Below are 19,387 nucleotides of genomic sequence, written 5' to 3'. Positions count from 1 at the left end.
ACGCGGGGCGGATCGATCCGGCCCCGCGTGCCGATTGGACGGTTCAGGCGCCGAAGGTTTCGTTCCAGCGGCGGGTCAGCTCGTCGGCATTTGCGTTCGCCCATTCCCAATCCCACTCGATCAGGCCCGACATCGCCTCGCTGTAGACCGGCACGTCGCGGCTCAGCTCTTCGGGCACGGACACCTTGGTGTTGACCGGCGACACGAAGAATTCGCGCATCAACAGGTCCTGCGCCTCGGGGCTGAGGATGAAGTTCAGGTAGGCATAGGCCGCCTCTCGGGTCGTCTGGTTCTTGGCGATCGAGAAGGTCTGGTCCCACATCATCATCCCCTCTTCGGGGATGATGCAATCGACCGGCAGGCCCTGGTTGCGCAGGCGGGCGATCTCGCCGAAATCAAAGGGCGCGACGATGGCCTCGCCCGCGGCAGAGGCGGTCGACATGTTGAAATCGGTCTGGATCACCTGGCCCAGCTCGCCCAGCTTGGCGAAGGCGGTGTCGGTGTCGGTGTCGTAGATCCCGCTGCCGAAGATGCGGCCGGCCATCATCACGGTCATCTTGCCGGCCGAATTGACGATGTTGTAAAGGCCGATGCGGCCCTGAAACTCCGGGTTGGTCCAGAGGTCTTCCCACTTGGTCGGCGGCGTCTCGACCAGGTCGGTGCGATGGCCGATCCCGATGGGAGAGATCATGCCCACGGCGCCGGTGGTGCCGGCGGCCGCGGTCGCGATCGGGTAGAGGTCGGCGTAATTCGGCACCATCGACAGGTCGAGGTCCTCGAAAAAGCCCTCCTTGCGCAGGACGCCGGTGAAGATCTCGTTGGTCATCACCACGCCGTAGGGCGGGTTTTCCACGCCCGCGGCGCGCATGTTGGTGGTTTAGACCCGGCCCAGCCCGGTATCGACCTGCACGTTGACGCCCGAAGCCGCACTGAACCCGGGGATCAGCGTGTCGCGCCAGAACTGCTCCCAGCTGCCGCCATAGGTGGTGGTGACCAGCTTGTCCGTTGCGGCCCTGAGGCCGGGTACGTTCAGAATGCCGGCGCCGCCAAGGGCCGCCAGCGCCCGAATGACCGTTCTGCGATTCACTTAAACCATGTTCCTGTTTTCCCCTCTTGAACGAGCGACGGGCGCCCAGCTTGTCCGTCAGAAAGGGCGCACCCGCCGCACCCTGTCAGGTCGAAGGATACCGACGGGACGAACATAGTATACAGTATTCTGAATCAATCCGGATTTGCCTGGATCGAACCAAAGCGCCGCAGTCAATTGGAAATTTCATCAAAAACCTTTTTCGCGCCTTGAGATAGCAATAAGAGCCGCCCCCGGTAGCGCTCACGAAACAGGCAACTTCTTGAGGCTCCGGACGTGACATCTGCGCATGGCGCTGTCAGATGCGCACGAATCGGGCAATCACGCCGGCGGGGCGATTCGCGCCGGTCGCCAGGTGCAAGGCGACTTTGCGCCGATCTGCCATATACTTTCGCCGCCAGCGGCGTTACCAGCTTGGGCTTGCGCAGATCTCGCGCCGACATGCCGCGATTTGCGCGCCTCAACTTCATGGACTGACCTCTCGATGATCCCCACCCTTTCCGAAGCGCTCGCCGAGCGCGGCTACGAGCAATTGACCGCTGTGCAAGAGGCGGTCACGGCGCCGGAACTGGAGGGGGCCGACCTGCTGGTCTCGGCCCAGACCGGATCGGGCAAGACGGTGGGCTTCGGGCTTGCCATCGCGCCGACCCTGATGGACGACAGCGGCAAGCTCGGCCCGGCCGCCACGCCCCTTGCGCTGGTGGTCGCCCCCACCCGCGAACTGGCGCTTCAGGTGATGCGAGAGTTGAGCTGGCTTTACGCCAAGGCCGGCGCCCGGGTGACGTCCTGCGTGGGCGGGATGGACATGCGCACCGAGCGCCGCCAGCTGGAGCGCGGTGCGCATATCGTCGTGGGCACGCCGGGCCGCCTGCGCGACCACATCCAGCGCGGGTCGCTCGACATGACCGGCCTGCGGGCGGTCGTGCTCGACGAGGCCGACGAGATGCTCGACCTCGGCTTTCGCGAGGATCTGGAGTTCATGTTGGGCGAGGCCCCCGGGGACAAGCGCACGCTGATGTTCTCGGCCACCGTGCCGCCGGCGATCGTGACGCTCGCCAAGACCTATCAGCGCGACGCCGTGCGCGTGGCGACCGTCAGCGGGGCGCGGCAGCATGCCGACATCACCTATCAGGCGCTGCGGGTGGCCCAGGTGGATGCCGAGAACGCCATCATCAACGTGCTGCGGTATCACGAAGCGCAAAGCGCCATCGTCTTCGCCAACACCCGCGCGGCCGTCAGCCGGCTGATGGCCCGCTTCGCCAACCGGGGCTTTGCCGTGGTCAGCCTGTCCGGAGAGCTCAGCCAGGCCGAGCGGACCCACGCCCTGCAAGCCATGCGCGACGGCCGCGCCCGGGTTTGCGTGGCGACCGACGTGGCCGCGCGGGGGATCGACCTGCCCAACCTCGACCTGGTGGTGCACGCCGAGCTGCCGACCAACGCCGAAAGCCTGCTGCACCGATCGGGCCGTACGGGCCGCGCCGGGCGCAAGGGCATTTCGGCCATGATCGTGCCGCCCAAGGCGGTCAGCCGGACCCAGCGCCTGCTGAAATTCGCCAAGATCGACGCCGAATGGACGACCGCCCCCTCGGCCGAGGACGTCCAGCGCCGGGACGAGGAGCGTCTGCTCGCCGATCCGGTCTGGCAGGAGGAGGTCTCCGGCCCGGAGGCCGACTTCGCCAGACGGCTCGCCGCGCTCTACGCGCCCGAGCAATTGGCGGCGGCGTATCTGCGGCTCTACCGCTCGCGCCATTCAGCGCCCGAGGACCTGTCGCCCCCGGACACCAAGCCCTCACCGAAGGATCGCAAGCCTTTTGGCCCCAGCGCGTGGATCAGCATTTCCGTCGGCCGCGATCAGCGGGCCGAGCCGCGCTGGCTGTTGCCGATGCTGCTGCGGGCCGGGAACCTCTCGAAGGACGACATCGGCGCGATCCGGGTTCAGGCGACGGAAACCTTCGTGGAACTGACCGCGCCTTCCGCGCCCGGTTTCATGGCTGCGCTGGGCCAGGACGGCCAACTCGAAGAGGGCATCAAGGCCCGCGCCCTCGATGGCCCGCCGGATATGGGCGGCTCCGGCAAGCCGCCCGCCCACCGGCCGCAGCCAGAGCGTCCGGCGCCGCGCCCCGCCAAGACATGGGATCCGGTCGACGACGCCCCGCCGCCCTCGCCCCCCCCCCCGCCCGCCGCTGCCGCTGCCGAGAAGGCGGTGCCAGAGCCTGCAAGGCTCAGCGCCCCCGCCAAGACCCAGCAGGATCCGCCCGCGAAAGTGCGCAAGGAAAAGTGGGCAAAGCCGAAATACGCGAAACCCAAGCACATGGCCGCCGCCCCCCGCGCGGCCGACGCCCCTGCGCCCAGGGTCAACCCGCCCAACGACCCCGGCAAACGGGCCGACGCGCCGGCACCCGGGGGCACCGGCAAGCCGGCCAAGACCAAGCCCCGGCACGGCAAGACGTCTTCGAACAAGGCCGCCGCCGCGTCACGCGGCGGTCGCGCGGGTCGTCCCGGCAAGGGCAAACCCGGCGCACCGACTGGGGGCAAGCCCAAGGGCCCCCGCCCCGGCGGCACGGAACCGCCCAAGCGCAAACCACGCTAGGCCAGCCACGGCCGAAGCGGGACCGGGCGACCTCTCCCGCGCCCGGCAACGCCCGCAAACGCAGAACGGCGCCCCGGAGGCCCGGGGCGCCGTTCTTTTTGTCAAGCCGCCGGCCCCCCGGCGTCCGCTCAGGCCAGGTCGAACCGGTCGAGCATCATGACCTTGTTCCAGGCCGCGACGAAGTCACGAACGAACCGGCCCTCGGCCCCGGCGGAGCCATAGACCTCGGCCAATGCCCGCAGCTGCGAGTTCGAGCCAAAGACGAGGTCGGCGCGGGTGCCGGTCCACTTCACTTCGCCGGTGGCGCGGTCCTTGCCCTCGAACCGGGTCTCGGACTCGTCGGTGGCCGACCACTTCGTGCCCATGTCCAGCAAATTGGTAAAGAAGTCGTTGGTCAGCGTCTCGGGCCGGTCGGTCAGCACCCCGTCGGGCGATTGTCCGGAATTGGCGTTGAGCGCCCGCAGGCCGCCGACCAGCACCGTCATCTCGGGCGCCGTCAGGTTCAGAAGCTGCGCCTTGTCCACCAGCAGCTCCTCGACCGAGATCTTGTAGCGGCCCATGATGTAGTTGCGGAACCCGTCCGCCGCAGGCTCCATGACCTCGAAGCCCTCGACATCCGTCTGCTCCTGCGAGGCGTCCGTGCGACCGGGGGTGAAGGGCACACTCACGTCATGGCCCGCGGCCTTCGCCGCCTTCTCGACGGCGACGCAGCCGCCCAGCACGATCAGGTCCGCGATGGAGACAGACGTGTCGCCCGCCGCGCCGTTGAAGTCCTTCTGGATACCCTCGTAGACCGCGATGACCGAGGCCACGTCGTCGGTCTTGTTGATCTCCCAATCCTTCTGGGGCGCAAGTCGGATGCGGGCGCCGTTGGCCCCGCCGCGCTTGTCCGAGCCGCGGAAGGTCGCGGCCGAGGCCCAGGCGGTCGACACCATCTGCGGGATCGACAGGCCCGACTCGAGGATCGCGGATTTCAGCTTGGCGACATCGGCCGCGCCGATCGGCGCACCGGTCGGCGCGGGGATCGGATCCTGCCACAGCAGATCCTCCTCCGGCACTTCCGGTCCGAGATAGAGCGCCTTAGGCCCCATGTCGCGGTGCGTCAGCTTGAACCACGCGCGGGCGAAGGCGTCGGCGAAGGCCTCCGGGTTCTCGTGGAAATGCTTGGAGATCGGCGCATAGGCCGGGTCCATCTTCAACGCGAGGTCAGTGGTGAACATCACCGGCGCATGGCTGCGCGAGGGGTCGTGGGCGTCGGGCACCGTGCCCTTGGCCGCGTCGTCCTCCGGGGTCCACTGGAAGGCGCCGGCGGGGCTTTTGGTCAGCTCCCACTCGTGGCCGAAGAGCGTATCGAAATACTCGTTGTCCCAGGCCGTGGGCGTCTTGGTCCAGGCCCCCTCGAGCCCGCTGGTGATCGCGTCGACGCCCTTGCCGGAGTTGAAGGTGCTCATCCAGCCGAAACCCTGCTCGGCCATGGCCGCGCCCTCGGGCTCGGGGCCCACATGGGCCACGTCGCCGGCGCCATGGCCCTTGCCGAACGTGTGGCCGCCCGCGATGAGGGCCACGGTTTCCTCGTCGTTCATCGCCATGCGGGCGAAGGTCTCGCGGATGTCATGGGCCGATGCGAGCGGGTCGGGATTGCCGTCGGGGCCTTCGGGGTTCACGTAGATCAGGCCCATCTGCACGGCGGCCAGCGGGTTCTCAAGCTCCCGGTCGCCGTGATAGCGCGACTGCTCGTGGTCGGTAGTGGCGAGCCACTCGTCCTCGGAGCCCCAGTAGACATCTTCCTCCGGCTCCCAGATGTCGACGCGGCCCCCGCCGAAGCCGAAGGTCTTGAAGCCCATGGATTCGAGAGCGCAATTGCCCGTCAGGACCATCAGGTCCGCCCAGGAGATCTGGTCGCCGTATTTCTGCTTGATCGGCCACAGCAGGCGCCGCGCCTTGTCCAGATTGCCGTTGTCCGGCCAGCTGTTGAGCGGCGCGAACCGCTGCGAGCCGGCCCCGGCGCCGCCGCGGCCGTCCGCGGTGCGGTAGGTGCCCGCGCTGTGCCAGGCCATGCGGATGAAGAACGGGCCGTAGTGGCCGTAATCCGCCGGCCACCAGTCCTGCGAATCGGTCATCAGCGCGTAGAGGTCGGCCTTCAGCGCCTCGAGGTCGAGCTTCTTGAATTCCTCAGCATAGTCGAAGGAGTCGCCCATCGGGTTCGAAAGCGCGGAATTCTGGTGCAGGATCCGCAGGTTGAGCTGGTTCGGCCACCAGTCGCGGTTAGACTGGACCCCGAAAGAGGTGTGCATCACCGGGCACTTGCCCATGTTCCCGTTGTCGTTTCCGTCCATGGTCGTCTCCGTTCGTGGTTGTTGGCGGGCACTGCCGGCCGTCGATCTGGTCGGGTCCGCATGAAATGCCCCCGTCGTCAGGCACTTCCGAGGACGCCTCCGGGATCCGGCCAGCCTGGCCGATGACGTCTGACACTCCCGAAATGGCGTCGGAGGGCCGGGTCCGCAACCATGTTGCCCTTCTTCGTCACGATTTACCTACCAAAGCCCGGCCATTAGTTTAAGTCGGGAATTCTGATCGGGATGATAGGCTCAGCTTATGAGGAACCTGACCCTGAAGCAGCTGCGCTATTTCGAGGCGCTGGCCCGGCACGGCCATTTCGGCCGAGCCGCCGAGGCCAGCGCAATCTCGCAACCCGCGCTGTCGATGCAGATCCGCGAGCTTGAGGAAACGCTCGGCACGCCGCTGTTCGAGCGCGGGCCGCGGCAGGTGCGGCTCACGGCCTTCGGCGAGGATTTCGCCCAGCGGGTCCGGCAGATCCTGACCTCGGTCGACGAGCTGGGCGATCTGGCCCGCGCGTCCCGGGACCGGCTTGTGGGGCGGCTGCGCATCGGCATCATCCCGACCGTGGCGCCCTACCTGCTGCCCACGATCCTCGGACAGCTGGCCCACTCCCATGCCGGGCTCGACCTTCATGTGCGCGAAACGATGACGCAGAAGCTGATCGCAGAGCTCTCTGCCGGGCGACTGGACGCCGCCATCGTCGCCCTGCCCGTGTCCGAGGCGTCGTTCGCCGAGGTGGCGCTTTTCGAGGAATCCTTCGTGCTGGTCCGGCCCGCGGCGGACGCGGACAAGCCCGTTCCCGGCGCCGCAGCCCTGCGCACCCTGCGCCTGCTGCTGCTGGAGGAGGGGCATTGCTTTCGCGACCAGGCGCTGTCGTTCTGCAACGCGGCCTCGGCCCGGCCGCGGGAATTGCTGGACGGCAGCTCTCTGACCACGCTGGTGCAGATGGTCGGCGCCGGGATGGGCGTCACGCTGATCCCCGAGATGGCCGTCCCGATCGAGACCCGTTCCGCCGATGTCGCTGTCGCGCAGTTCGAGGCGCCACCACGCCCGTCGCGCACGATCGGAATGATCTGGCGCAAGGCCAGCCCGCTGGCGGCCCAGCTCCTGCCGATCTCGGAAGTGGTGCGGCAATCAGCGGGGGCGCTGCGAGCGCAGCATCGGCCGCAGGCCCCGCCCCCGGCTGATCCTGTCTAGCGCAGGCCGTTCCGCGCCACTTGCGCCGCGAGGGTCGCGACCGCCTGGCTGCGGGCGGCGGCGATGGCGCCGGGCGAGTCCTGCGCGGCCAGCGGCACCTCGATGCTGAACTGTCCCGCGCGGTCGCGCCCGCCGGATTCGGGGGCCACGAAATACTGCCCGGCGATGCGGAACGTCCCGTTCGACGTGGCCACGAATTCCTCCATCCGCACATCCAGCCGCGCGTCGGCGAAGCTGCGGAAGGGCCAGGGCTCGGGTGCCACGTTGCGGCCGATGATCGCGCCCAGGTCGCGGGACAATTGCAGCGTGACCGCGCGGGCCGGGTCGTCGGCCCAGAGCGGACCGAGCGCCGAAATGCCGCCGTCGGGCTGCAACAGGTAGATATCCTCGGCCGCGGCATAGTCCGGCAAGGTCACCTCGACCACTTCCACGCTGCTGTAGATCGAGGCGACGCGCACCTCCGGCTCCGCCTGCGGCACGGTATAGCGCACTTCCTTGGCACAGCCACCAAGCAGCACGGCGGCCAGGATCGCGGCGGTCTTGAGAGAGGTCGAGATTTCCATGGTCACCGTCCCAATATCAGCGAGTTCGGGTTTCGCTCCAGCGTCCGGGCCAGCCGGTCGATCGAATCCGCCGCGGCCTGAACCTGGCGGATGGCCATCCTTACATCGCGCGAGAACTCGGAGTCACGGTCATAGGTGCTGAGCGTCGATCCCGCCTGGGTCGCCACCTGCCGCAGCTGGGCCGAGAGGGCGGGCAGGGTCTCTGTCGCCTCCGCGATGGCGTCGGCCGCGTTTCGGGCCGAGGCGAGCGTCGCATTCGCATTCTCCACCAGACCGCCGTCGCGCAACTCTGCCAGTGTCTGGCGCAGCTCGTCCAGCGCGGCGTTCAGCTGCTCGGGCACTTCGCGGGTGGAGTCCTGGTTCACCAGCTGCTCGGCCGAATCCAGCAGGCCGGTCGCCTGCTCGACAAGGCTTTCGAGCGGCAGGTCCTCTGCTTGCCCCAGGATACCGCGGGCCTGCTCGACCAGCGAAGGCAAGCCGTCGACCGTGGTGCCGAAGCTCTCGATGGCGGCGGTGAGCTTGCCGATGGCATCCTGCTCCTCGAAATCCGACAGCAGGCGGTTGATCCGGGTGCTGGCGCCCTGAAGGTCGGTGGTGAGCGCAGAGACCTGCGCCGGCAGCGCCTGCACGCCCTCGCTTTCGACGATGCCGCGGGCGGAGCCCAGCGTCTCGCGCAGCTCGGCCAGCGCGGCGTTCAGCTGCTCGGGCACCTGGCGGGTGGTCTCCTGGTCGATCAGCTGCTCGGCCGCGTCCAGCAGGCCGGAGGCCTGGGCCACGACCTCCTCCAAAGGAAGCTCCTGCACACGGGTCAGGACAGCGCTCGCCTCCGAGACCAGCGGCGGCAGACTGTCGGCGGCGGTGGTGACGCTCTCGATGGCGGCCGTGATCTGGCCGACGGCGTCCTGCGCCTCGATATCGGCCAGCAGGCCATTGATCCGGCCGCTGGCCGCCTGAAGATCGGTCGTGAGCGCCGAAACCTGGGCCGGCAGCGCCTGCACGCCCTCGCTTTCGACAAGCCCCCTGGCGGAGCCCAGCGTCTGGCGCAGCTCATCCAGGGCCGCGTTCAGCTGTTCGGGCACCTGGCGGACCGTCTCTTGCGTGATCAACTGCTCGGCCGCGTCCAGCAGGTCCGAGGCCTGGGCCACGACCTCTTCCAGCGGCAGATCCCGGACGTCCTGCAGAAGTGCGCTCGCCTCCGACACCAGCGGCGGCAGGCTGTCGGCGGTCGCGCTGACGCTCTCGATGGCGGCCGTCAGCTTGCCGATGGCGTCCTGCGCCTCGATCTCCGCCAGCAGCGCGTTGATCTGCTCGGTCGTCGATTGCAGGTCGGCGACCACCGCCGAGACCTGCGCCGGCAATTGCTGCACCCCGTCGCTTTGCGCCACGCTCCGCACGGCGGCCAGCGCGTCGCGCAGCTCTGCAGGGGCCTGCTGCATGTCCTCGCTGCCCACAAGCTGCGACGCCCCGTCGAGGAAGGATACCGCGGAATTCAGCACCTCTTCGATCGGCAGGTCGTTGACCCGTTGCAACACGCCCTGGGCGGTCGCCGTCACGTCGGTGACGTCCGAGGCGACCGTGGGAAAGACCGGATAGGGGTCGGCGGAAAGGTCCAGCGCGGCGGGGGCGGCGTTATCCAGCTCTACCAGCTCGATCTTCAGCCCGCCGGTCAGCAGCGAGGCATTCGTCAGCCGTGCCCGCAGACCCTCGCCCACCCGGTCTTCGAGGAAGGCGATCAGGCCGTCCTCCTCCATCCCGTCGGTCAGGCCAATCCGGTTGGGGTTGATCCGCACCGACGCGATCAGCCGGACCTCGCCGTCGCCGAAGCGGTCGCGGTCCACGATCCCCGAGATGCTGGCCACGTCGCCGATCCGCAGCCCGCCCAGCTCGACCGGGGCGCCCGACGAGAGACCCGAGAGGTTCTCGGCGAAGATCATGGTCATGTCGACGACCGACCCCTCGCCCTCCACCAGGAAATCGTCGCGGGCGGCGTCCTCGTCCCCGAAAAGCTCGTATTCCGCGCCCGCGACCAGCGGCGCACCGCCAGAGCCCATGGTCTCGAACGTCGCGCCGCCCGAGATCAGCGAGGCGAGCGAGCTGAAATTGAGCCGGGCGCCCGAGGCGCCGAGGGTGAAGTTGAACCCCGAGATGTCCCAGAACCGCGTCGAGGTCGTCACCAGGCCGGTATGCTCTTCGTAGATCACCGCGTCCGCGACCACGCCCAGCCCGTCCTCGGTCACCCGCGGCGTGTCGATGCGGCCCACCTCGACCCCCTTGAACAGGATCGGCGTATTGCCCGTCGGCAGGCCGGTGTCGGAGCGGATCGTGAATTCGATCCCGCCCTCTTCGACCCCCAGCAGCGGCGCCTCGTTGAGGCCGACGAAGGCGCTCTGCTCTTCCCCCGGAACGCCGTCCCAATCGCCCTGGATATAGACGCCGGACAGCACCGTATCGAGGCCCGAGACCCCCTGGGCCGTCACCTGCGGGCGCACCACCCAGAACCGCGACTGCGTGTCGACGAAGGGGGCGAGGTGCTTTTCCAGCCGGACACCGACCACGACCTCGGACAGGTCTTCGCTGAACCCGACCTCCTCGACCAGGCCGACGGCGATGTCGCGATAGCGCAGCTCGGTCTCGTCAGCGGCCACGCCCGCCGCATTGTCGAAGCTGATCTCGATCAGCGGGCCGCGATCGGCATAGCTGCGATAGGCCGCCCCGAGCGCCACCGCGAGCGCCAGCACCGGAATCACCCAGATCAGCGAGATCATCTCCCACAGGGTCTTGCGGCTCTTCTCTACCGGGACCTCGTCGGGCCCGGTCTGGCGGTCTGTGTCGGGTGTGTCGCTCAAGCGGTTGGGTCCTCGGCGGCTCGGCGGCGATCCCAGATCAGCCGCGTGTCGAATGACTGCGCCGACAACATCGTGAAGATGACCGACAGCGCGAACGTCAGTGCCGCCGGCCCCGGTTGGATGGATGCGACGACCGACAATTGGACCAGTGAGCTCAGAATGGCCACCACGAAAACGTCAATCATCGACCAGCGCCCCACGAATTCAACGATCTCGTAAAGATGCTGGCGGTGCGGGGCGGTGTGCAAGCTTCCGGTCTGGACCGACAGCGCGAGGTAGGCAATGGCACTGAACTTTGCCACCGGAATGAGCACGCTGGCCGCAAGAATGATGAAGGCGATACCATAGCTGCCATGGTGCGCGATCTCGATCGCCCCGCCGACGATCGTGCTGCTGCTCTCCTCCAGCAGGGTGCGGGTCTTGAGCATCGGGTAGAGATTGGCCGGGATGTAGCAGACGAGCCCGGCGACCCACCACGCCCAGACCCGTTGCAGGCTTTTGGGATCGCGCGATTGCAGCCTGCTGCCGCAACGCCCGCATGTCGCGGTGCCCCTGGGCCAGACCCGGGCGCAGCGGCGGCAGGTCACCAGCCCCGCCTCGCGGGCGGTCAGTCTTCGTCGCGTTCGAGTGATTTCCATACCGACCAGCTGCAAAGGTAAGAGTCGTTGATCACCACTATGACGACCAGCAACGAAAACATCCAGAACGCGGGGCCAAAGCCGATCTGGGCGAGGTCGGCCACTTTCACCAGCGCCACCGCGCAGCCGATGGCGAAGATCTCCGACATCGCCCAGGGCTTCATCTGCTGGGACAGGCGAAAGGCCCGTCGCGCATGGGCGGCGGGCGGCAGGTTCATCACCACCGGCACCAGCACGTAGAGAAGGAGCAGCGTCCGCAGGAGCGGGATCAGCACGATCATCGCGATGGTCGCCACCGACAGGACGATCATCAGCCCAGAGCGAAAGCTGGTGGCCACGTCGAGGATCGACGCCTTGTTCCCGAGACCCGAGACGTGGATCTCGAGGAACGGAAAGAACACCGCCGCCGTCACCAGCATCGTCACCGCGAGCGTCAGCGCGATGATGTTCAACCCCGCCTTGTCGCGCGGCGAGATCAGGACCGTGTGGCAGACATCGCAGACAGCGCGGCCGCCGTGGTCGGGCATCCGCGCCCGATAGAGCGAATCACAGGTGGGGCAGGCCATGAGCTCTTCTGTCGCCACCCCGAGGAGCGCACCGTCATGTGCTGCTGCCGTATCATGTGCCAATGACCGCCTGCCCTTTCGTCGGCCGACGCTCTCTGCGTCAGTGCCCTAGGTAGTGCAGGATCGGCGGATCGTCCATTCTCCGGCCGACAAAGCGCCGCGCGACGGGGTCCGCCGCGCGGCGGACGCTCAGAAATGAAACGCGTCGGTCGTCAGTCGGCGGCCTAGAGTGAAGGCATCGGCGACGTGGACCATCGGCGACAGGTCGGTCTCGCTGGTGTCGGTCCCGACCAGGTCCAACAGGCGGGCATAGAGGCCGGGATACTCCCGGTCCTGGCCGACCGCCGTCTCGACACCGTCCACGTGCAGCAAGGCGCCGCCCGAGGAGAGGACGGCGCTGCCCGCGTCGGTGGTCAGGCGCACGTCCCAGGTTTGCGGCCCCTCCTGGCGCCAGTCGAAGACCGCGGTGACATCGGCCCCGCCCGGATCGGAGAAGGTCAGGTCCGCCGCGATCGGCGTGTCGCGGTTGCCCGGAAACGTCAGATCCGCCCGCGTGATATGCAGCGGCCGCGGAAAGATCGCGGTCAGCACGGACAGGGCATTGATGCCGGGATCGAAGACGCCGAGGCCGCCTGCGTCCCAGATCCACTCCTGGCCGGGATGCCAGCGGCGCACATCCTCCTTCCAGATGACTTCCACCTTTCGGATGGTCTTGTCCGCAAGCCAGCCCCTCGTGGCCTCGACCGCGTGGGCCTGCCGCGAATGCCAGGTGGCGAACAGCGTCACGCCCCGGGCCGCGGCCAGTGCGATCAGGTCATGGACCTCGGCCAGCGTGGCGCCGGGGGGCTTTTCCAGCATGACGTGCCGGCCGGCCTCCAGCGCCAACCGGGCATCGGCATGGCGCACCTGCGGCGGGGTGCAGAGCGAGACGACGTCGATATCCTCCCGCGCGGCCAGAAGCGCCGCGAGGTCGGGATAGGCGTCGACCCCCTCGACCGAGGCGTTGCGGCTGGCGGTCGCGGCGAGGGTCAGGCCGGGATTGGCCGCGATCGCCGGGATGTGCTGGTCCCGCGCGATCTTGCCCACACCGACAAGGGCGACGTTCAGCGGGGCCATCAATGGGATTCCTTGCCCACAGGCGCCCCGCGGCACCCCTTGAGGAAGTCGAAATCGGCGCCGGTGTCCGCGCCTTCCACATGGGTATGGAACAATTGCGCATAGCCGCCCACCGGCAGCTGGATCGGGTTCTGCCAGGCTTCGAGGCGCCGGGCGATCTCTTCGTCCGAAACGTCAAGGTGCAGACGGCGGTTCGGCACGTCCAGCTCGATCATGTCGCCGTCCTGCACGATGGCCAGGGGGCCGCCCGCCGCCGCCTCGGGCGAGGTATGCAGCACCACGGTGCCGTAGGCGGTGCCCGACATCCGCGCGTCGGAAATCCGCACCATGTCGGTGATGCCCTTGCGCAGGACCTTCGGCGGCAGCCCCATGTTGCCGACCTCGGCCATGCCGGGATAGCCCTTGGGCCCGCAGTTCTTCAGGACCATCACGCAAGTCTCGTCGATATCGAGCGCCTCGTCGTCGATCTTGGCCTTGTAGTCGTCGATATCCTCGAACACGACCGCCCTGCCCCGGTGGACCATCAGCGCCTCGGTCGCCGCCGAGGGCTTCAGCACCGCGCCCTGCGGCGCGAGGTTGCCACGCACGACGGCGATGCCGCCCGATTGCGCCAGGGCCTTGTCGGCGGGCAGGATCACGTCCTCGTTGTGGGAAATCACGTCCTTCACCTGGTCCCAGGCAGTCTCGCCCGAGACGGTCAGCGCGTCCTTGTTCAGCAGCCCCGCCTCGCCCAGCCGCTTGATGACGACCGGCAGTCCGCCGGCATAGAAGAATTCCTCCATCAGGTATTTGCCCGACGGCATCAGGTTGACAATGGTCGGCACGTCGCGGCCCAGCGCGTCCCAATCCTCGAGCGTCAGGTCCACGCCCACACGCCCGGCGATCGCCAGCAGGTGGATCACCGCGTTGGTCGACCCGCCGATGGCGGCATTGGTGCGGATCGCGTTGGCGAAGGCGTCCTTGGTCATCACGTCGGACGGCTTGAGATCGTCCTTGACCATCTGCACGATGCGCCGCCCTGTCAGCTGCGCCATCACCCGGCGACGGCTGTCCACGGCCGGGATCGCGGCATTGCCGGACAGCGCCATGCCCAGCGCCTCGGCCATCGACGCCATGGTCGACGCGGTGCCCATGGTGTTGCACGAACCCGGAGAGCGCGACATCGAGGCCTCGGCCTCGTGGAACTCCTCCGCCGACATCTCACCGGCCTTCACGGCTTCCGAGAATTTCCACAGATGCGTGCCCGAGCCCACCCGCTCGCCCGCGAAATAGCCGTTCAGCATCGGGCCGCCGGTCACCACGATCGAGGGCAGGTCTGTCGAGGCCGCCGCCATCAGCAGCGACGGCGTGGTCTTGTCGCAGCCGACCATCAGTACGCAGCCGTCCATCGGCTGGCCGCGCATCTGTTCCTCGACCGCCATCGAGGCGAGGTTGCGAAACATCATCGCCGTGGGCCGGAACGCCGATTCGGAGGCCGAGAAGGCGGGCACCTCGACCGGGAAACCGCCGGCTTCGAGGATACCCCAGCGCACGCGCTCCGCCAGATCCTTCAGATGGGCGTTGCAGGGCGTGAGTTCGGACCAGGTGTTCATGATCCCGATCACGGGCCGCCCGTCGAACATGTCGTGGGGCAGGCCCTGGTTCTTCATCCAGCCGCGGTGATAGATCGCGTCCCGGCTCGACCCCCCGAACCATTCCTGAGAGCGCAGTTTCCGGGGCCATTTCGCGGGGGTGAATGCCATTGGGGTGTTCCTCCTGGGGTGGCGGGACGGTCGCGGCCGAACCTGCCGACTTTGTGTGATGCTGTCCATGATCGCGCGGGCCCGTGCGCCTGGCAATTCGCCATCCTCTCGGACGCGGCGGGCCGGGGACCGATGTTCGCCGCCAAGGCTACGGGTGGCACCATATAACCTTCAATTGCAATTTTTCGACATCGGCATATCAATCCCGGCATGTCCGATCCCCTGAGCCGTCTGCAGCTGCGTCACTACCGGCTGATCCATGCCATCGCCGAGACCGGGCAATTGTCCCTCGCCGCCGACCGGCTGGCGATTTCGCAGCCCGCCGCGTCCCGGATGCTGGGCGAGGTGGAGCGTGACCTGCACGCAGAGGTCTTCGAGCGGCACCCCAAGGGGATGCGCCCGACGCCCATCGGCGGGGTGCTGGCCCGCCGCGCGGGGGCGCTGCTGTCCGATCTGGAGGTCACGGCCCTCGAGGTGCAGGCCTTTCGCGCGGGCCGCAGCGGCACCGTGCGCGTCGGCGCGGTGACCGGGGCGGCCGTGGGCCTCGTGGTGCCCGCGTTGCGCCGGCTGCGCGAGGACGTGTCCGACGCCGATGTCCATGTGCAGGTCGGCCCCAGCGTGCAGCTGATGGCCGCGCTGACGGAGGACAAGCGGGATTTCGTCCTGTGCCGGGTGCCGCCCGACGCGGACATGCGCGAGTTCGACGTGCTGGGCCGCCGGGCCGAAGAGACGCGGCTGGTGGTCCGCGCCGGCCATCCGCTGTCGGCGGCCGGGCCGCTGCCCTACGCCGCGATCGCGGGTTTTGCCTGGGTTGTGCAGGCGCGCGGCACCCCCCTGCGAGAGGCGTTCCAGGCCGCGTTGCGGGACGCACGCGTGGCCCAGCCCTCCGAAGTCATCAACACCACCTCGTTGCTGGTCACGATCGCCTGCCTGCACAGCACCGATGCGATCGCCCCGGTCTCACGCGAGGTGGCCCAGGTGATCTGCGGGCCTGCGCCGGACGGGCTGCGGACATTGCCGATGGCCACGCCGGTCGAGATGCCGCCCTATCACCTGATCCGCCGCAAGGACCGCCAGATCAGCCCATTGGCCGAACGGCTGCTGGGGATCATCCGACAGGCGCTCACCTGACCGGGTGGGCCCGCTACAGCGCCGTTCGGGTCAGCGCCAGGGTCGCAGCCTTCAGGGTGGCGAGGAAGATGGTCAGATCAGCCCGGTCAGTCATGGAATACTTGGCCTGGGCCGCGGCCGACGTGACGAAGCCCGCGATTTCGTCCCGGTTCGGCACGTCCGGCGGCAGGTCGGGAACGGTCTCGCGCAGCATGTCCGCGATCATCGCCCGCTTGCGCCGTTCCGCGTCCCGGGCCGCCTGCTGCGCGGCGGGCCCCTGGCCGGCCAGCACGTCGTCGGCATCCGGCGAGGCCTGCAACATGTCGAACACCTCCAGCACCGCGATCCGGAAATAGATGTCGAGCCGCGCGGCAAGTCCCGGCGCCTCTGTCCAGCCCGCCTGCACCCGGTCGCAGGTCACGTCGCCGAGGTGCCGGATCGAGGCCACGACGATCCCGTCCTTGCCCCCGAACCGGTCATAGAGCGTCTGCCGCGAAAGCCCGGCCTCCTCGGCGATATCGGCCATGGTCGCACGGCGCATCCCGTAGCGCACGAAGATGCGCACGGCGGCGTCGAGGATGGCGGAGTCCGGATCGGTCATCTGCGACACATGGCGAGGCAATCATTCCATTGTCAAATCCCCCGACTTGACATTTTTTCAAAATATGTAAATCTGTCAACAGCGCGGGCGATGGGTCCGGCTGGGTAGAGTTGTTCGAGGAGGTCACCCATGCGGATCACGGTCAACGGAACATCCCACGAGGTCGACGTCGAACCCGACATGCCCCTGCTGTGGGTCCTGCGCGACGAGCTGGGCCTGACCGGAACCAAGTATGGCTGCGGCATCGCCCAATGCGGCGCCTGCACGGTCCATGTGGACGGCCTTGCCGTGCGGGCCTGCCAACACCCGATCGGCACGCTCGACGGGGCCCGGATCACCACCATCGAGGGGCTCGGCGAGGAGGATTCCGTGCACCCGGTCCAGCGGGCCTGGATCGAGACCCAGGTCGCCCAGTGCGGTTACTGCCAGTCCGGCCAGATCATGCAGGCGATCTCTCTGCTCGAGGGGGATCCGAACCCCTCCGACGAGACCATCGACCGGTTGATGTCGGGCAACCTCTGCCGCTGCGGCACCTATCCCCGGATCCGCGCGGCCGTCCGGTTGGCGGCAAGCCGGATGGGGGCCTGAGCCACATGGGAACACTGCGCAAGGTCGGCCGCCGCGCCTTTCTGATCGGCTCCGCCGCCATTGCCGGGGGCGTGGCCTTCGGCACTTTCATGGTCGCCCGGCCACATGCCAACCCGCTGGAAGACGGGCTGGCCGAGGACGAGGCGACCTTCAACCCCTGGGTCAAGATCAGCGCGGACAGGATCACCCTGATCACCCCCCATGCCGACATCGGCCAGGGCGTGGTCCACATGCAGGCCACCCTGATCGCCGAAGAGCTCGACCTGGACCACGGCCAGTTCTTGACCGAGTATGGCCCCCCGTCCCCCGCCTATTACAACCACGCCTTCGCTGCCGAAGGCGCCCCTTTCCTGTCGACCGACACGAGCCTGGGCGCCGAGACCGCGCGGGCCGCGCTTGGCGCATTCGTCAAGGTCACGGGGCTTCAGGGCACCGGCGGGTCGACCTCCACCCCGGACAGTTTCGATAAGCTCCGCCAGGCCGGCGCCGTCGCCCGCGAGACGCTCAAGCTGGCCGCCGCCGAGGTTTCCGGCATCGCGGTCAATGAGCTGAAGACCGAGAGCGGGGCGGTTGTCCTGCCCGACGGGACCCGCCTGCCCTACACAGACCTCGCAGCCACCGCCGCGACGCTGGACCCGGTGCAGCAGGTCACGCTCCGGTCCCCGGACCGGTGGCGGCTGATCGGCAAGCCGTCGGAGCGGCGCGATGTGGTCGCCAAGTCCACCGGTCGGCAGCTTTACGGTATCGACCTGGAGGTGCCCGGCATGGTGCATGCGACCGTCCGGACGAACCCGCGCCGGGCCGCCATGCTGGGCTATGACGCGTCCGCGGCTCGCGACATGCCCGGCGTGCGCGACATCATCGAGATCACCAACGGCATCGCCGTTCTGGCCGACAACACCTGGCGAGCCTTCCAGGCCGCAAGGGCGGTGGAGATCGACTGGGCCCCCGCCCCCTATCCCCCCGAACAGGCCGACCATTGGGCCGAGGTCGCCCGGTCCTTCACCGAAGACAGGCTCGACCGGCTCTGGCGCGACATCGGCGACGCTGGGGCCGCGCTCTCGGCCGCAGAGGTAATCGAGGCCGAGTATCGCACGCCCTATGTCGCTCACCAGCCGCTGGAGCCACTCAATGCCATCGTCCGGGTGACGGACGACGGCGCCGAGGTCTGGACCGGTCACCAGACGCCGGGCTTCCTGCAACAGGTCGTGGCCGACGTGACCGGCCACGAGCCCGACGCCGTGGTCTTCCACAACCAGCATTCCGGCGGAAGTTTCGGCCACCGGCTGGAGCTGGACTTCGTCCGGCAGGCCGCCGAGATCGCAACGCGCCTGAGCGGCACCCCGATCAAGATGACCTATGCCCGCGAAGAGGACTTCGTGCAGGACTTTCCCCGCCATATCGGCATGGCCCGCGGCAGGGGCGCCATTCGCGACGGGCAGGTCCGGACGATTGACATCCAGGTGGCCGCCGTATCGGCCCTGCGGTCACAATTCCGGCGGCTGGGTCAGCCCTCTCCCGGGCCCGACCTGCAGATCCCGGCCGGCGTCTGGAACGCGCCCTACGGCAACCTGTCGGATTTCCGCGTCCGGGCCTATGCCGTTCCGGAACTCGCGCCGACATCCAGCTGGCGGTCGGTCGGCGCCTCGTCGGGCGGCTTCTACATCGAGAGCTTCCTCGACGAGCTGATCCGCGCCGCCGGCGCCGACCCGATCGACGAGCGCCTCCGCCTGATCGACTCGCCGGTCGCGGCCGAGGTGCTGCGCACCGTCGCCGAGATGTCGGACTGGGGCGCCCCCCTGGGCGAGGGCAAGGGCCGCGGCGTGGCCCTGGTGGAAAGTTTCGGCGTCCCGGTGGCCGAGGTTGTCGAGGTGACGAACACCCCCGACGGCATCCGCGTGGACAAGGTCTGGGTCGCCGCCGATGCCGGCATGATCGTCGATCCGGTCAATACGGAGAACCAGATCCAGGGCGGCGTCGTCTGGGGGCTCGGCCACGCGATCAATTCCGAGGTGACTTATTCCGACGGCATTGCGCAGCAGACCAATTACCACGCGGCCGAAGGCATGCGCCTCTACCAGACACCGCAGATCGAGGTCCGCACCCTGACCAACAACCGCACGGTCCGCGGCATCGGTGAACCGCCCGTTCCGCCCGCCGCACCGGCGCTGGCAAACGCGATCTTCGACGCGACGGGTCAGCGCCTGCGCGAGATGCCGTTCCACAACTTCATCCGCTTCGTCTGAGGGCCCGCCATGATCCGCACCTGTCTCGCCGCCCTCCTGTTGTCCGCCCAGCCGGCCCTTGCAGAGGGTGACGACCGGCCCGCGATCCCGCTTGCCCCCCCCCCGCATCCGCGACGCTCGCCGAAGGACAGGACGCCTGGGCCCGCATCTATGAGGT

At 68.3% G+C, this 19,387-nt stretch carries 15 protein-coding genes; 5 read left to right on the top strand and 10 right to left on the bottom strand.

From position 1 onward, the window contains the following. Nucleotides 1–43: 43 nt before the first annotated feature. A complete protein-coding gene (locus ROA7023_RS16280) occupies nucleotides 44–868 on the bottom strand; it encodes an extracellular solute-binding protein (protein WP_200812538.1) in 825 nt (274 codons plus the stop codon). Nucleotides 869–877: 9 nt separating this feature from the next. Further along, the gene (locus tag ROA7023_RS24835; protein WP_200812537.1) at nucleotides 878–1,087 is read right to left on the bottom strand and encodes a hypothetical protein; all 210 of its coding nucleotides are present in this window, start codon (nucleotides 1,085–1,087) and stop codon (nucleotides 878–880) included. A 484-nt stretch (nucleotides 1,088–1,571) separates the two neighbouring features. On the opposite strand from ROA7023_RS24835, the gene ROA7023_RS16275 reads away from it, so the two are divergent. Continuing rightward, the gene (locus ROA7023_RS16275; protein WP_085880098.1) at nucleotides 1,572–3,677 is read left to right on the top strand and encodes a DEAD/DEAH box helicase; all 2,106 of its coding nucleotides are present in this window, start codon (nucleotides 1,572–1,574) and stop codon (nucleotides 3,675–3,677) included. A gap of 128 nt (nucleotides 3,678–3,805) precedes the next feature. On the opposite strand, the gene katG is transcribed toward ROA7023_RS16275, so the two are convergent. Next, nucleotides 3,806–6,013 carry a catalase/peroxidase HPI gene (gene katG, locus ROA7023_RS16270; protein WP_085880097.1) on the bottom strand — a complete coding sequence of 736 codons (2,208 nt, stop codon included), beginning with the start codon at nucleotides 6,011–6,013 and terminating at the stop codon, nucleotides 3,806–3,808. Between the two features lie 259 nt (nucleotides 6,014–6,272). On the opposite strand from katG, the gene ROA7023_RS16265 reads away from it, so the two are divergent. After that, complete coding sequence (locus ROA7023_RS16265; protein ID WP_085880096.1) at nucleotides 6,273–7,214, top strand: LysR substrate-binding domain-containing protein; 942 nt, start codon at nucleotides 6,273–6,275, stop codon at nucleotides 7,212–7,214. On the opposite strand, the gene ROA7023_RS16260 is transcribed toward ROA7023_RS16265, so the two are convergent. The 6 genes from ROA7023_RS16260 to araD all read right to left on the bottom strand — a co-directional run bounded on the left by ROA7023_RS16260 (nucleotide 7,211) and on the right by araD (nucleotide 14,685). Continuing rightward, nucleotides 7,211–7,777, bottom strand: a complete 567-nt coding sequence (locus tag ROA7023_RS16260; RefSeq protein ID WP_085880095.1) for a PqiC family protein — start codon at nucleotides 7,775–7,777, stop codon at nucleotides 7,211–7,213. The two genes, ROA7023_RS16265 and ROA7023_RS16260, sit on opposite strands and share 4 nt — an antisense overlap. A 2-nt stretch (nucleotides 7,778–7,779) precedes the next feature. Continuing rightward, the gene (locus ROA7023_RS16255) at nucleotides 7,780–10,623 is read right to left on the bottom strand and encodes an MlaD family protein (RefSeq protein WP_085880094.1); all 2,844 of its coding nucleotides are present in this window, start codon (nucleotides 10,621–10,623) and stop codon (nucleotides 7,780–7,782) included. Next, nucleotides 10,620–11,261, bottom strand: a complete 642-nt coding sequence (locus ROA7023_RS16250) for a paraquat-inducible protein A (protein ID WP_085880093.1) — start codon at nucleotides 11,259–11,261, stop codon at nucleotides 10,620–10,622. Before ROA7023_RS16250 ends, ROA7023_RS16255 begins: the two co-directional genes overlap by 4 nt. Continuing rightward, nucleotides 11,231–11,890 (bottom strand): paraquat-inducible protein A, encoded by a 660-nt coding sequence (locus ROA7023_RS16245; RefSeq protein WP_234992270.1) that lies wholly within the window; start codon nucleotides 11,888–11,890, stop codon nucleotides 11,231–11,233. The genes ROA7023_RS16250 and ROA7023_RS16245 overlap by 31 nt, the downstream gene beginning before the upstream one ends. Nucleotides 11,891–12,016: 126 nt before the next feature. Further along, the gene (locus ROA7023_RS16240; RefSeq protein WP_085880091.1) at nucleotides 12,017–12,943 is read right to left on the bottom strand and encodes a Gfo/Idh/MocA family protein; all 927 of its coding nucleotides are present in this window, start codon (nucleotides 12,941–12,943) and stop codon (nucleotides 12,017–12,019) included. Then, complete coding sequence (gene araD, locus ROA7023_RS16235) at nucleotides 12,943–14,685, bottom strand: L-arabinonate dehydratase (protein ID WP_085880090.1); 1,743 nt, start codon at nucleotides 14,683–14,685, stop codon at nucleotides 12,943–12,945. Before araD ends, ROA7023_RS16240 begins: the two co-directional genes overlap by 1 nt. Before the next feature lie 210 nt (nucleotides 14,686–14,895). On the opposite strand from araD, the gene ROA7023_RS16230 reads away from it, so the two are divergent. Next, nucleotides 14,896–15,816 (top strand): LysR family transcriptional regulator, encoded by a 921-nt coding sequence (locus ROA7023_RS16230; RefSeq protein ID WP_085880089.1) that lies wholly within the window; start codon nucleotides 14,896–14,898, stop codon nucleotides 15,814–15,816. A gap of 13 nt (nucleotides 15,817–15,829) precedes the next feature. Here the strand turns inward: ROA7023_RS16230 and ROA7023_RS16225 are convergent, their stop codons facing one another. Next, nucleotides 15,830–16,396 carry a TetR/AcrR family transcriptional regulator gene (locus ROA7023_RS16225; protein WP_085880088.1) on the bottom strand — a complete coding sequence of 189 codons (567 nt, stop codon included), beginning with the start codon at nucleotides 16,394–16,396 and terminating at the stop codon, nucleotides 15,830–15,832. Between the two features lie 129 nt (nucleotides 16,397–16,525). Between ROA7023_RS16225 and ROA7023_RS16220 the strand changes: the two genes are divergently transcribed. Both ROA7023_RS16220 and ROA7023_RS16215 read left to right on the top strand, forming a co-directional pair. Next, entirely contained in the window at nucleotides 16,526–16,984 is a 459-nt protein-coding gene (locus ROA7023_RS16220) for a (2Fe-2S)-binding protein (protein WP_085880087.1), read from the top strand. 5 nt (nucleotides 16,985–16,989) lie between these two features. Continuing rightward, on the top strand, nucleotides 16,990–19,230 hold the full coding sequence (locus tag ROA7023_RS16215; RefSeq protein WP_085880086.1) for a xanthine dehydrogenase family protein molybdopterin-binding subunit: 2,241 nt from the start codon (nucleotides 16,990–16,992) through the stop codon (nucleotides 19,228–19,230). Nucleotides 19,231–19,387 lie beyond the last annotated feature (157 nt).

This window comes from Roseisalinus antarcticus, assembly GCF_900172355.1.
Taxonomy (GTDB): domain Bacteria; phylum Pseudomonadota; class Alphaproteobacteria; order Rhodobacterales; family Rhodobacteraceae; genus Oceanicola; species Oceanicola antarcticus_A.
Note: the sequence above shows the minus strand (reverse complement) of the source record. Positions and strands in the feature narration are given on the sequence as shown.

Excerpts from the sequence above, each read along its gene's own strand:
- ROA7023_RS16280 (WP_200812538.1), bottom strand. The coding sequence starts at position 868 with ATGCGCGCCGCGGGCGTGGAAAACCCGCCCTACGGCGTGGTGATGACC.
- ROA7023_RS16275 (WP_085880098.1), top strand. The coding sequence starts at position 1,572 with ATGATCCCCACCCTTTCCGAAGCGCTCGCCGAGCGCGGCTACGAGCAA.
- katG (WP_085880097.1), bottom strand. The coding sequence starts at position 6,013 with ATGGACGGAAACGACAACGGGAACATGGGCAAGTGCCCGGTGATGCAC.
- ROA7023_RS16265 (WP_085880096.1), top strand. The coding sequence starts at position 6,273 with ATGAGGAACCTGACCCTGAAGCAGCTGCGCTATTTCGAGGCGCTGGCC.
- ROA7023_RS16260 (WP_085880095.1), bottom strand. The coding sequence starts at position 7,777 with ATGGAAATCTCGACCTCTCTCAAGACCGCCGCGATCCTGGCCGCCGTG.
- ROA7023_RS16250 (WP_085880093.1), bottom strand. The coding sequence starts at position 11,261 with ATGGAAATCACTCGAACGCGACGAAGACTGACCGCCCGCGAGGCGGGG.
- ROA7023_RS16240 (WP_085880091.1), bottom strand. The coding sequence starts at position 12,943 with ATGGCCCCGCTGAACGTCGCCCTTGTCGGTGTGGGCAAGATCGCGCGG.
- araD (WP_085880090.1), bottom strand. The coding sequence starts at position 14,685 with ATGGCATTCACCCCCGCGAAATGGCCCCGGAAACTGCGCTCTCAGGAA.
- ROA7023_RS16230 (WP_085880089.1), top strand. The coding sequence starts at position 14,896 with ATGTCCGATCCCCTGAGCCGTCTGCAGCTGCGTCACTACCGGCTGATC.
- ROA7023_RS16225 (WP_085880088.1), bottom strand. The coding sequence starts at position 16,396 with ATGACCGATCCGGACTCCGCCATCCTCGACGCCGCCGTGCGCATCTTC.
- ROA7023_RS16220 (WP_085880087.1), top strand. The coding sequence starts at position 16,526 with ATGCGGATCACGGTCAACGGAACATCCCACGAGGTCGACGTCGAACCC.
- ROA7023_RS16215 (WP_085880086.1), top strand. The coding sequence starts at position 16,990 with ATGGGAACACTGCGCAAGGTCGGCCGCCGCGCCTTTCTGATCGGCTCC.